At 56.2% G+C, this 13,054-nt stretch carries 10 protein-coding genes; 4 read left to right on the top strand and 6 right to left on the bottom strand.

What is annotated here, in order from left to right; genetic code table 11:
• The first annotated feature begins 11 nt into the window (after positions 1-11).
• From uxaC to DFO56_RS20395, 3 genes are all read left to right on the top strand, one after another.
• Entirely contained in the window at positions 12-1,424 is a 1,413-nt protein-coding gene (gene uxaC, locus DFO56_RS20405) for a glucuronate isomerase (RefSeq protein WP_045513177.1), read from the top strand.
• Between the two features lie 17 nt (positions 1,425-1,441).
• On the top strand, positions 1,442-2,929 hold the full coding sequence (locus DFO56_RS20400) for a UxaA family hydrolase (protein WP_045513175.1): 1,488 nt from the start codon (positions 1,442-1,444) through the stop codon (positions 2,927-2,929).
• Between the two features lie 171 nt (positions 2,930-3,100).
• Positions 3,101-3,652 carry a YgjV family protein gene (locus DFO56_RS20395; RefSeq protein ID WP_045513172.1) on the top strand — a complete coding sequence of 184 codons (552 nt, stop codon included), beginning with the start codon at positions 3,101-3,103 and terminating at the stop codon, positions 3,650-3,652.
• A gap of 15 nt (positions 3,653-3,667) precedes the next feature.
• On the opposite strand, the gene sstT is transcribed toward DFO56_RS20395, so the two are convergent.
• From sstT to DFO56_RS20375, 4 genes are all read right to left on the bottom strand, one after another.
• Positions 3,668-4,912, bottom strand: a complete 1,245-nt coding sequence (gene sstT / locus DFO56_RS20390) for a serine/threonine transporter SstT (protein ID WP_045513169.1) — start codon at positions 4,910-4,912, stop codon at positions 3,668-3,670.
• Between the two features lie 240 nt (positions 4,913-5,152).
• Positions 5,153-6,118 carry a TerC family protein gene (locus DFO56_RS20385; RefSeq protein WP_020455372.1) on the bottom strand — a complete coding sequence of 322 codons (966 nt, stop codon included), beginning with the start codon at positions 6,116-6,118 and terminating at the stop codon, positions 5,153-5,155.
• A 247-nt stretch (positions 6,119-6,365) separates the two neighbouring features.
• Positions 6,366-7,364, bottom strand: a complete 999-nt coding sequence (locus DFO56_RS20380) for a Gfo/Idh/MocA family protein (protein ID WP_020455371.1) — start codon at positions 7,362-7,364, stop codon at positions 6,366-6,368.
• Positions 7,365-7,469: 105 nt separating this feature from the next.
• A complete protein-coding gene (locus DFO56_RS20375) occupies positions 7,470-7,967 on the bottom strand; it encodes a M48 family metallopeptidase (protein ID WP_045513166.1) in 498 nt (165 codons plus the stop codon).
• Between the two features lie 70 nt (positions 7,968-8,037).
• Between DFO56_RS20375 and rlmG the strand changes: the two genes are divergently transcribed.
• Entirely contained in the window at positions 8,038-9,168 is a 1,131-nt protein-coding gene (rlmG, locus tag DFO56_RS20370; protein WP_045513163.1) for a 23S rRNA (guanine(1835)-N(2))-methyltransferase RlmG, read from the top strand.
• 89 nt (positions 9,169-9,257) lie between these two features.
• Here rlmG and DFO56_RS20365 read toward each other — a convergent pair whose 3' ends face one another.
• Both DFO56_RS20365 and lsrK read right to left on the bottom strand, forming a co-directional pair.
• Positions 9,258-11,279: an NADPH-dependent 2,4-dienoyl-CoA reductase gene (locus DFO56_RS20365; RefSeq protein ID WP_045513160.1), complete on the bottom strand. Its 2,022-nt coding sequence runs from the start codon at positions 11,277-11,279 to the stop codon at positions 9,258-9,260.
• 142 nt (positions 11,280-11,421) lie between these two features.
• Positions 11,422-12,996: an autoinducer-2 kinase gene (gene lsrK, locus DFO56_RS20360; RefSeq protein WP_020455367.1), complete on the bottom strand. Its 1,575-nt coding sequence runs from the start codon at positions 12,994-12,996 to the stop codon at positions 11,422-11,424.
• Between the last annotated feature and the right edge of the window lie 58 nt (positions 12,997-13,054).

Below are 13,054 nucleotides of genomic sequence, written 5' to 3'. Positions count from 1 at the left end.
GGAAGACGATAATGACCCCGTTTATGACCGAAGATTTTCTGTTATATACCGAATTTGCTCGCCGTCTGTACCACGACTACGCAAAAGACCAGCCGATTTTTGACTACCATTGCCACTTGCCGCCGCAACAGATCGCTGACAACTACCGCTTTAAAAACCTGTATGACATCTGGTTAAAAGGTGATCACTACAAATGGCGCGCCATGCGTACCAACGGCGTACCTGAGCGCCTGTGTACCGGTGACGCCTCCGATCGTGAGAAGTTTGACGCCTGGGCCGCAACCGTGCCGCACACCATTGGTAACCCGTTATACCACTGGACGCATCTGGAACTGCGTCGTCCATTTGGTATTACAGGTAAGGTGTTGTCGCCGTCTACCGCCGACGAAATCTGGAACCGGGGTAATGAACTACTGGCGCAGGATAAGTTCTCCGCGCGCGGCATCATGCAGCAGATGAACGTGAAAATGGTGGGTACCACCGACGATCCGATTGACTCGCTGGAACACCACGCTTCGATCGCCAAAGATGGCACCTTCCACATTAAAGTGCTGCCGAGCTGGCGCCCGGACAAAGCGTTCAACATTGAACAAGCCACTTTCAACGATTACATGGCGAAGCTGGGCGAAGTCTCTGATACCGACATTCGTCGTTTTGCCGATCTGCAGACGGCGCTGAGCAAACGCCTGGATCACTTCGCGGCGCACGGCTGTAAAGTTTCTGACCATGCGTTGGACGTGGTGCTCTTCGCTGAAGCCAGCGAAGCCGAACTGGATAGCATCCTGGCGCGTCGCCTGGCGGGTGAGACGCTCGGCGAAAAAGAAGTCGCACAGTTCAAAACGGCAGTGCTGGTCTGGCTGGGTGCGGAATACGCCCGTCGCGGTTGGGTGCAGCAGTACCACATTGGCGCGCTGCGTAATAACAACCTGCGTCAGTTCAAACTGCTGGGGCCAGACGTCGGTTTCGATTCCATCAACGACCGTCCGCTGGCAGAAGAGCTCTCCAGACTGCTGAGCAAGCAGAATGAAGAGAACCTGCTGCCGAAAACCATTCTGTACTGCCTGAACCCGCGCGATAACGAAGTGCTCGGCACCATGATCGGCAACTTCCAGGGCGAAGGTATGCCAGGCAAAATGCAGTTCGGTTCCGGCTGGTGGTTTAACGACCAGAAAGATGGCATGGAACGTCAGATGACGCAGCTGGCGCAACTGGGTCTGCTGAGCCGCTTTGTCGGCATGCTGACCGACAGCCGCAGTTTCCTCTCTTACACCCGCCACGAATATTTCCGTCGCATCCTGTGCCAGATGATTGGCCGCTGGGTCGAAGCGGGCGAAGCCCCGGCGGATATTCAGCTGCTGGGCGAAATGGTGAAAAACATCTGCTTTAACAATGCGCGTGATTACTTCGCGATTGAACTGAACTAAGGCCGTTTGAGGTTGATATGCAATACATCAAGATCCATTCACTGGATAACGTTGCGGTAGCACTGGCGGATCTCGCTGAAGGCGCGGAAGTCGTTATCGACAACCAAACCGTTCGGCTGCGCCAGGCGGTGGTTCGCGGGCATAAGTTTGCCCTGCAACCCATCGCCAAAGGTGAAAATGTTGTCAAGTATGGTCTGCCAATTGGTCATGCGACAGCAGATATCGCGTCGGGCGAATACATCCATTCCCATAATGCCCGTACCAATCTGAGCGATGTGGACGAGTATAGCTATCAACCTGATTTTCAGGAGGAAGGCGCACAGGCTGCGGATCGTGACATTCAGATCTACCGCCGCGCTAACGGCGAAGTCGGGATCCGCAACGAGTTATGGATCCTGCCGACGGTCGGCTGTGTGAACGGCATTGCCCGTCAGATCCAGAGCCGTTTCCTGAAAGAGACGCAGGACGCCGAAGATATCGACGGCGTTTACCTGTTCAGCCACACCTACGGTTGTTCCCAACTGGGTGACGACCACATTAACACCCGCACTATGTTGCAAAATATGGTGCGTCACCCGAACGCGGGTGCGGTGCTGGTGATTGGTCTGGGCTGTGAAAACAACCAGGTCGACGCCTTCCGTCAGACGCTCGGTGAATTCGATCCGGAACGCGTCCACTTTATGGTCTGCCAACACCAGGATGACGAAGTGGAAGCCGGTCTTGAGCATTTGCATGAGCTTTATCAGGCAATGCGCAACGACAAGCGTGAACCGGGCAAACTGAGCGAGCTGAAATTCGGCCTTGAGTGCGGCGGTTCTGATGGCCTTTCTGGCATCACCGCCAATCCGATGCTGGGCCGTTTCTCGGACTACGTAATCGGCAACGGTGGCACTACTGTGTTAACCGAAGTACCGGAGATGTTCGGTGCGGAACGTATTCTGATGAGCCACTGCCGCGACGAAAGTACCTTTGAGAAGACCGTCACCATGGTCAACGACTTCAAACAGTACTTTATCGCGCATAATCAGCCGATTTACGAAAACCCATCGCCGGGTAACAAAGCGGGCGGTATCACCACGCTGGAAGAGAAATCACTGGGCTGCACGCAAAAAGCGGGTGCCAGCAAGGTGGTGGACGTGTTGCGTTACGGTGAGCGTCTGAAAACCCACGGTCTGAACCTGCTAAGCGCACCGGGTAACGATGCGGTTGCTACCAGCGCGCTGGCCGGGGCAGGCTGCCATATGGTGCTGTTCAGTACCGGTCGCGGTACGCCATACGGCGGTTTTGTTCCGACGGTGAAAATTGCTACCAACAGCGAACTGGCGGCGAAGAAGAAACACTGGATTGACTTCGATGCCGGTCAGCTGATTCACGGCAAAGCGATGCCGCAACTGCTGAGCGAGTTTGTGGATGTGATCGTCGATATCGCCAACGGCAAAAAGACCTGTAACGAGAAAAACGATTTCCGCGAACTGGCTATCTTCAAAAGCGGCGTAACGCTTTAATTTACCTTTATCTTTCGCGCCATGACTGTGTTGGCTGCGCTCATTCACCCCGGTCAGCTCCCGGGGATTTGTGAGCTTGCCGCCTTGCCCTGGCGCGAAATTTTTGGGTCAAGCCTCCTCGCAGGCATTAAGTGATGTGTCGCTTTATCCCAAATCCTACAAGGAATTTCCATGACCACGTATTGGCTTGCCCAGGGCGTTGGTGTGATTGCTTTTCTGATTGGTATTACCACGTTTATCAACCGTGATGAACGGCGCTTCAAAAAGCAACTCTCAGTCTATAGCGCCATTATCGGCGTGCATTTCTTTCTGATGGGCGCGTTCCCGGCGGGCTCCAGCGCCATGCTTAACGCCATCCGCACCCTGATTACTCTGCGTACCCGTAGCCTGTGGGTCATGGCACTGTTTATTGTGCTTACCGGCGGGTTAGGACTGGCGAAATTTCACCATCCCATGGAGTTGTTACCGGTTGCCGGGACGATCGTCAGCACCTGGGCGCTGTTTCGTTTTAAAGGCTTGCCGATGCGCTGCGTGATTTGGTGCTCAACCGGCTGCTGGGTAATCCACAATATCTGGCTCGGATCGATTGGCGGTTCGCTGATCGAAGGCAGCTTTTTAGTGATGAATGGCCTGAACATTATTCGCTTCTGGCGCATGCAAAAACGCGGTATCGACCCGTTTAAAGTCGAAACCGCGCGGCAAGAGAAACCGGCTGTCCGGTGAAGGCAGCCAAAAAGATCAGTTACGCAGGGCGTTATTCACCAGGCGCTCATCTTCCGCCTGGCACACCGCTGCGGTAAACAGCACATCGGTGGAGGAGTTAAGTGCCGTTTCGCAGGAATCCTGCAAGACGCCAATAATAAAGCCGACCGCTACCACCTGCATGGCCACATCGTTGGAAATACCAAACATATTACAGGCCAGCGGGATCAGCAGCAGGGAACCGCCCGCCACGCCGGACGCGCCACAGGCACAGAGCGACGCCACCACGCTCAGCAGCAGCGCCGTTGGCACATCAACCGTAATGCCCAGCGTATGCACTGCCGCCAGCGCCAGCACGGTAATGGTGATTGCCGCGCCCGCCATGTTAATGGTGGCACCCAGCGGGATAGAAACCGAATAGGTATCGCGGTCAAGATTCAGCTTCTCACACAGCGCCATGTTCACGGGAATATTCGCCGCTGAACTGCGGGTGAAAAAGGCGGTGACGCCGCTTTCACGCAGGCAGGTAAAGACCAGCGGGAACGGGTTGCGACGGATTTTCCAGTACACCAGCAGCGGGTTAACCACCAGCGCGACAAACGCCATGCAGCCCACCAGCACCACCAGCAGTTGTGCATAGCCTAACAGTGCGCCAAAACCGGATGTCGCAAGGGTAGAGGAGACAAGGCCGAAAATGCCGATCGGCGCAAAGCGGATCACGATGCGCACCATAAAGGTGACGGCGCTGGCCATATCCTGCACCAGATTTTTGGTGCTCTCATTGCTGTGGCGCAACGCAAAGCCCAGCCCCACAGCCCACACCAGAATGCCGATGTAGTTCGCGTTCATGATTGCCGTCACCGGATTGGCGATCATGCTGGTCAGTAAACCGCGCAGCACTTCGACAATGCCGGATGGCGGCGTGACATCATTGGCGCCCGGCACAAGCTGGAGCGTCGAAGGGAAGAGAAAGCTGACCAGCACGGCGGTCAGCGCGGCAGTGAACGTGCCTAACAGATACAGCACCAGCACCGGGCGCAAACGCGTCTTTTGCCCTTGTTGATGACCAGCGATAGAGGCCATCACCAGCATCAGCACCAGTACTGGTGCCACCGCTTTTAACGCGCTGACGAACAGCGTACCCAGAATGCCGGTCGCAATAGCGGCGGGCGTCGAAATCCACGCCAGTAAAATACCCAGAATTAAACCAATAAGAATCTGTTTCACCAGACTGCCATCAATCAAGCGTTGCAGTAACCCGGTGGAGCGGTGCGTTGTCATGCCATGTTCCTTTCGTGTTGTGGAGTTGCATCCCGCATGCCTTTTTGGGTGACATTTGTCAGGATGTAACATTTGTTTGCAGAAAGCAGTATATGGACTCTGCGGCAACAAGAAAGGGGAGAAGAAGAACTTTTCCAGCCTGGCGCGGCTTTTTGATTTTTTGTGTTAACGTTTTGTGATAAAGGCGACAAGGCTGATGAAATGACCGCTCTGCGCACTGGCAGAGCGGCCATTTACGGCTTACGCCCTGTTTTTCTTGTCGTGCTGGTGGTTAACCCACGCGTTGAGCAGCATGGTCAGCACGAGGATGCCGCCTACCACGCCAAGCGAGACGGCGATCGGAATATGGAAGAAATCGACAATCAGCATCTTGATGCCGATAAACACCAGAATGACCGACAAACCATATTTGAGCATTGAGAAACGCTCCGCCACGCCCGCCAGCAGAAAATACATCGCACGCAGGCCCAGAATCGCAAACAGGTTTGAGGTCAGCACGATAAACGGATCGGTGGTCACGGCAAAAATAGCCGGGATACTGTCGACCGCAAAAATCACATCGCTCAATTCGACCAGAATCAGCACCAGCAATAATGGCGTCGCGAACAGCAGGCCATTTTTGCGCACGAAAAAGTGCTCATTTTCGATGGTATCGGTCATGCGTAAATGGCTGCGCAGCCAGCGCACCAGCGGTTTGTCGCCGATCCCGGTTTCGTCCTCTTTCGCCAGCGCCATTTTCACGCCGGTAAACAGCAGGAATGCGCCAAAAACATACAACAGCCACGAGAACTGGGTGATAAGCCAGCTGCCAGCGAAAATCATAATCGTGCGCAGCACAATCGCGCCGAGCACGCCGTAAACCAGCACCCGGCGCTGCAACGCGGCAGGCACGGAGAAGTAGCTAAACAGCATCAGCCAGACGAAGACGTTATCGACCGCCAGCGCTTTTTCAATCAGATAACCGGTGAGGAACGCCAGCGCCTGCGTGTCGGCAACAGCGCGTCCTTCGGTTTGCGTGAGATACCACCAGAAGGCGGCATTGAACAGCAGGGAGAGGCTGACCCAAACCACAGACCAGGCGGCCGCCTGCTTCATGGTCATCGTATGGACGCCGCGACGCCCCTGAAGCAGAAGGTCGACGGCCAGCATAATCACGACCACAATCGCGAAGCCGCCCCATAACATCGGTGTACCGACAGTATTCATTGTGTGAATCCTTACCTAAAAACAAAAACGGCTAACGTCGGAAGAGGTTAGCCGTTTGCTTTAGGTGCAATGGATCCTCGCCTTCCGGCAAGGTCTCACTTACGTCTGTGAAGACGCCCGGCGACCGGATGCATATACGCATCGTAATGACGATCCACCGGCAATGAAGTTACTCCCCTTTGCAGGTAACAAAATATGTCAGCATATTGATTCCGTCAATGTGAAGCCATCTATGCTTTACGAACCTTTACGCCGGCAGCTGTTCGCCGATGTCATCCGCCGGGAAAACGACGCCGATCTGGCGGCGAATTTCGGTCAGCAGTTTTGCCGTGACCCGGCTTACGTCCAGCCCCGGGTGGTTGACTTCGTTCTCTTCCACCAGGCGGGCAAAGGTTTCAGCTTCATACAGCATGGTATTGATGTGCTGCGGCTGTGTCAGTTCCTGCGCTTTGCCGCCGCGCGGCACGAACGAGACTTTCTGGCATTCGGAGATTTTCTCGATCACCAGCGATCCGGCCTCGCCCTGAATTTCGCTCGGCAGCACGGAATCACTCACTTTCGAGTGTTGCAGCGTGACGCTGAAATCACCGTAATCCATCACCACCACGCCGTGGGCATCCACGCCGCTTTCCAGCAGGCTGGCGGTGGCCTGAACGCTGTGCGGCTCGCCCCACAGCGCCACGGCGGACGCCAGGCAGTAGAAGCCAATGTCCATAATCGAGCCGTTGGAAAACGCCGGATTAAAGGTATTCGGGTTTTCTCCGTCCAGGTAACGCTGGTAGCGCGACGAATACTGGCAGTAGTTGATAAAGGCTTTACGGAGCTTGCCCGCTTTGGCCAGCGTTTGTTTCAGCAAAATAAAATTCGGCAGGCTGGCGGTTTTGAACGCTTCAAACAGCACCACCTGATTTTCCCGCGCGCAGGCGATGGCCGCTTCCACTTCACGCAGGTTGGAGGCCAGCGGTTTTTCGCAGATCACATGCTTTTTGTGACGCAGAAAAAGCTGCGTCTGTGGGAAATGCAGGGAATTCGGGCTGGCAATATAAACCGCGTCAATCGCATCGCTTTGTGCCATATCTTCAAGCGAGGTAAACAGATGTTCGACCGGGTAGTCGTTGGCGAACGTTTGCGCCTGTTCAAGGCTGCGGGAAAAAACGGCGGTGAGTTTATATTTGCCCGTTTCATGGGCGGCATCGACGAACTGGCGGGTGATCCAGTTCGTACCTATGACAGCGAAACGTATCATACAGGCGCTAATTCTCCGTAAGGGGGTCTTCGATCACTCTAGCACGACGAGATGACAAAACCAGTGCACTGCCCCGCACAAGCACAAAAGGTGATGGCGAAAATCTCACCCGTTATCCAGCGTCAGATGCGTTAGCCACAACCGCGTATCAAACTCGAGCTGGTGGTACTGCGGCTCCATATAGCAGCACAGCTGGTAGAACGCTTTGTTGTGATCTTTCTCTTTCAGATGCGCAAGTTCGTGAACCACGATCATCCGCAAGAAGGCTTCTGGCGCGTCGCGAAACACCGTGGCGACGCGGATTTCCGCTTTGGCTTTTAACTTGCCGCCCTGGACGCGGGAGATCGCCGTATGTAAGCCGAGTGCATTGTTTAACACGTGGATTTTGCTGTCATACATCACCTTATTCACCGGCGCGGCGTTACGCAGATACTGATTTTTCAGCGTTTGCGTATAGTGATAAAGCGCTTTATCGGTGGTGATGTCGTGGCTTTCCGGATAGCGCTTTTTCAGCACCTCGCCCAGCCGGTTCTGTTCAATCAGGGCGGTAACCTGCGTCAGCAGGGATTCAGGGTAGCCCTGAAGATAGGTCAGCTTGTTCATGGCGAAATGTGTTTACATCTCCGGATAATTAAGCGATAAAACGCGCGAATTTTAGCATTGCGGAGGGGCGATGAGCCAGGTTGAGTTAAACGGACAATCATTCACTTTAGACAGATTCCCTGTCGGCGTGGAAGAGGCGTCGCTACAGGCGTGGGACGCGGCGGATGAATATCTGCTGCAACAGGTGAATGAGGTCGATGGCCCGGTTCTGATTTTTAATGACAGCTTCGGCGCGCTGGCCTGTGCGCTGGCGTCGCATCGCCCGGTTTCCGTCAACGACTCCTATATAGCAGAGCTGGCGACACAGCATAACCTGCGCATTAACGATCTGGACGAAACCGCCGTCACGCTGCAAGACAGCCTGCACCCGCTGCCTGCAAACCCGGCGTTAGTGCTGATTAAAGTGCCAAAACAGCTGTCGCTGCTCGAGCAGCAACTGCGCGCGTTACGCGAGGTTGTCACGCCGAACACGCGGATTATCGCCGGGGCGAAAGCGCGCGATGTCCACAACTCGACGTTAGCGCTGTTTGAAAAAATTCTCGGGCCGACCACCACCACGCTGGCATGGAAAAAAGCCCGGCTCATCAACTGCACATTTAACGCGCCTGCGCTTGAGGAGAGTTCTGTGCTCGCCAGCTGGAAGCTGGACGGCACGAACTGGACTATTCATAACCATGCCAATGTCTTTTCCCGCAGCGGGCTGGATATTGGCGCGCGATTTTTCCTGCAACATCTGCCGGAAAACGTGGAAGGTGAGATGGTTGATTTAGGCTGCGGCAACGGTGTGATTGGTTTAAAACTGCTGGCGCAGAACCCGAACAGCCGTGTGCTGTTCGCCGATGAGTCGGCGATGGCGGTGGCTTCCGCGCGGCTGAATGTGGAAGCGAACCTGCCACAAGCCGTTGAACGCAGCGAGTTTATGATCAACAACTCGTTGTCCGGCGTGGAGCCGGACAGGTTTGACGCAATCGTGTGTAACCCGCCGTTCCATCAGCAGAGCGCGATTACCGATCATATTGCCTGGCAGATGTTCAACGATGCGCGTTTCTGCCTGAAATATGGCGGTGAGCTGCGCATTGTCGGCAACCGCCACCTCGACTATTTCCGCAAGCTAAAACGCGTATTTGGCAACTGCGAAACCCTCGCCACTAACAACAAGTTCGTGGTGCTGAAAGCGGTGAAAGTGCGTAAGAAACGCTAATGGAAAGTGGCCCGCTTTGCGGGCCACTTTGTTATCCATAGAAAACTTTCAGCCAGGCTGGGGGGCCGGAAAGCGTTAAGCCAGTTATTTTAAATTGCCAGCGCCAGTTTTGTCCCTTGCGCAATCGCCCGGCGGGCATCCAGCTCCAGCGCCACATCGCAGCCACCTATCAAATGCACTGTTTTGCCCGCTTCACGCAGCGGTTCCGCCAGCTCGCGTTTTGGCTCCTGGCCTGCGCAGACCACCACATGATCAACAGCCAATAGCTGAGGTTCACCGCCGATCAACAGGTGCAACCCGGCATCGTCAATCTTTTGATAACTGACCGCCGGGATCATTTTCACGCCACGCGACAGCAACGTGGCGCGGTGGATCCAGCCGGTGGTTTTCCCCAGACCTTCACCAGGCTTGCTGGCTTTACGCTGCAACATCACAATGCGGCGCGGGCTTTTCGGCAACTGCGGTCCTTCCGGGCGCAGACCGCCCACTTCATTCAGGCTGGTATCAATTCCCCATTCCACACAAAATTCGGCGATGTTCTGGCTGGTTGGTTCGCCCGGCTGGCTTAAATACATTGCGGTATCAAAGCCGATCCCGCCGCAGCCAATAATGGCCACACTTTCACCCACCGGTGCTTTATCGCGCAGCACATCGAGGTAGTTCAGCACTTTCGGATGATCGATCCCGTCGATTGGCGGCATCCGCGGTTCAATGCCGCTGGCAAGGATCACCTCGTCAAACCCCAGTAGGGTGGCCGGATCGACGCGTTGATTCAGGCATAACGTAACGCCGGTCAGATCGATCATCCGCCGGTAGTAACGCAGCGTTTCGTAGAACTCTTCTTTGCCGGGGATCTGTTTGGCGACATTAAACTGCCCGCCGATCTCCGCCTGGGCATCAAACAGCGTTACGCCATGCCCGCGTGCCGCGGCATTAATGGCGAACGCCAGCCCGGCAGGGCCTGCGCCGACCACCGCCAGGTTTTTCTTTTGCACAGCCGGAAGCACTGGCATTAGCGTTTCATGGCAGGCGCGGGGGTTAACAAGGCAGGAGGTGACTTTACCGACGAAGATCTGATCCAGGCAGGCCTGGTTACAACCGATGCAGGTATTGATCTCATCCGCGCGACCATTTTGCGCTTTCGACACAAACCCGGCATCGGCCAGAAACGGGCGCGCCATCGATACCATATCGGCATCACCACGCGCGAGGATCTCGTCGGCCACCCCAGGATCGTTAATGCGGTTGGTGGTAATAAGCGGCACCTTCACTTTGCCTTTCAGCTTGCGCGTTACCCAACTGAATGCGCCGCGCGGCACCGGCGTGGCAATGGTTGGGATGCGCGCTTCGTGCCAGCCAATACCGGTATTAATCAGTGTCGCGCCTGCGGCTTCCACCGCCTGCGCCAGCGCGATGGTTTCTTCCAGCGTGCCGCCGCCTTCGACAAGATCCAGCATCGACAGGCGATAGATAATAATAAAGTCGCTGCCGACGCGCTCGCGCACGGCACGCACCACTTCCACGGCAAAGCGCATACGCCGGGCATAATCGCCGCCCCATTCGTCCTCACGGTGATTGGTGCGCGCGGCGAGAAATTCGTTAATCAGGTAGCCCTCAGAACCCATCACTTCAACGCCGTCGTAACCGGCCTGCTGTGCCAGCGCAGCGCAGCGGGCGAAATCATCAATCAGCGTGAGAATTTCATCATGGCTCAATTCATGCGGCGTAAAGCGGTTGATCGGCGCCTGTAACGCCGATGGCGCGACCAGCTGCGGCTGATAGCTGTAGCGTCCGGTGTGCAGAATTTGCAGGGCGATCTTGCCACCTTCCTGATGCACCGCTTCAGTGATTTGCCGGTGATGGGGAAGCTGGCTGGTATCGTTCAGCACCGCGCCGCCCTCCATGGTGACGCCGGAAAGTGCGGGCGCAACCCCGCCGGTGACTATCAGCGCGACGCCATGACGGGCGCGTTCAGCATAGAATGCCGCCAGCCGCTCTGCGCCGTCCGGGCGCTCCTCCAGCCCGGTGTGCATCGAACCCATCAGCACACGGTTTTTTAGCGTGGTAAAGCCCAGATCGAGTGGGGTGAACAGCGACGGGTAATGGCTCATGCTCTCTTCCAGTGTAAAATTATTGTTATGTGGTCGGATGAGTTCTACTTTAGCCGTCGCGGCAGAAAAGGGAAAAGGCGGAGCGAATGATTGTGATGGGATTCAAATATCCCTCTCCCGCAACGGGAGAGGGAAAAGCGCGTCAGGCGCCGGTTGTCAGGCCGGGTGCCTGCCACAGGGATGTGGTTAAACCGCTGTCGACGAGGCCGAGTTGTTCTGCGTAGATTTTCTGCCACTTCAGCATCATGGTGTCGTACAGCTCGCGATGTTCCGGGTTCGGCGTAAATTCCCGGCTCCAGCGTACCAGCCGCTCGCCGGTGGCTGCCATGTCGTCATACAACCCGGCACCCACACCCGCGGCGATAGCACAGCCCAGCGCGGTGGCCTCTTTCACTTCCGGCACACGTACCGGCAGGCCCGTGACATCGCTTAAAATCTGGCTCCACAGCGCGCCTTTCGCACCCCCACCCGCGAAGACCAGGCTGTCGAACTGTACGCCGGAAAAGCGTGAAATCTGCGCCAGATTGCAGGCGGAAACGATGGCGGCGTTCTCTTCCAGTGCGCGGAACAGCGTGGCTTTGTTGCATTTTTCCGGGTCGATGGAGAGGTTAATAAACGACGGTGCGGCGTGATACCACTGCTTGAAGTGCATGGCGTCGGAGAAAATGGGCATCACGCCCCATGAACCCGCCGGTACCCGGCCTGCCATCTCTTCCAGTAAGGTGTAGGCGTCAATGCCCATCCGCTCGGCAATCAACTTTTCTTCTGCGCAAAACGCGTCGCGGAACCAGCGCATGGTCAGGCCGGTGAAAAAGCTTATCGACTCCGCTTGCACCATGCCTGGAATGACATGCGGATTGACGCGGATATTCATTTCCGGGTCGGTGCGCACTTGCGGCAGGTTCACCACTTGCTGCCAGAACGTGCCGCCGAGCACAGCGGTTTGTCCGGCTCGCACCACGCCAAGGCCAAGGCTGCCGAGCTGTACATCACCGCCACCCATCACTACCGGCGTGCCTTCGCGCAGACCGCACTCTTGCGCCGCCTGGTGAGTGACTTCGCCCAACAGGCTGCCGGTCTCTTTCACCGGTGATAACAGATCCGGGCGTAACCCGGCCATATCCAGTAAGTCGGGTCGCCAGTCACGCGTGAAAAGATCGAGCATACCGGTGGTGCCGGCATTGGAAGGATCCACCGCTAACCAGCCGGAGAGGCGCGAGGCCAGCCAGTCGCTGATCATGGTGATGGTGGCGGTATCGCGGTAAATGTCGGGGCGATGGTGCGCCAGCCACAGCAGACGCGGCATGGCGCTGAGCGCCAGCGTCTGCCCGGAAACGCTGTAGACTTCGGCTTCAAACTGCCAGTCATGGATCTCTTTTAACTCGGCGACTTCATGGCTGGCGCGGGAATCGACGTTAGCGCACGCCCAGATGGCGTCGCCATTATTGTTATACAGCACAATGCCTTCACGCATGGAGCAGCAGGCGACTGACTGGATATCCGCGCCGCTAAGACCGGCGGTTTTCAGCGCCTGGCGGATGCACTGGCAGGCCAGTTGCCAGTTGGTGTTGAGGTCGAACTCCATTGAGCCGGGGACGTTTTCCACGCTGAGGTGTTTCCACTCGGCCTGGCCGACGGCAATTTGCCGCCCGCTTAAGTCGAAGATCACTGCCCGAATGCTGCCAGTCCCTGCATCTAACGCTAAAAGGTAACTCATGGGTTTTGCCCCCTCGCAAGCATCATAGATAAAACTGTGATCCTCGTACGGTCGTAAA

It is taken from the genome of Kosakonia sp. AG348, from assembly GCF_003337365.1.
Classification (GTDB): domain Bacteria; phylum Pseudomonadota; class Gammaproteobacteria; order Enterobacterales; family Enterobacteriaceae; genus Kosakonia.
Note: the sequence above shows the minus strand (reverse complement) of the source record. Positions and strands in the feature narration are given on the sequence as shown.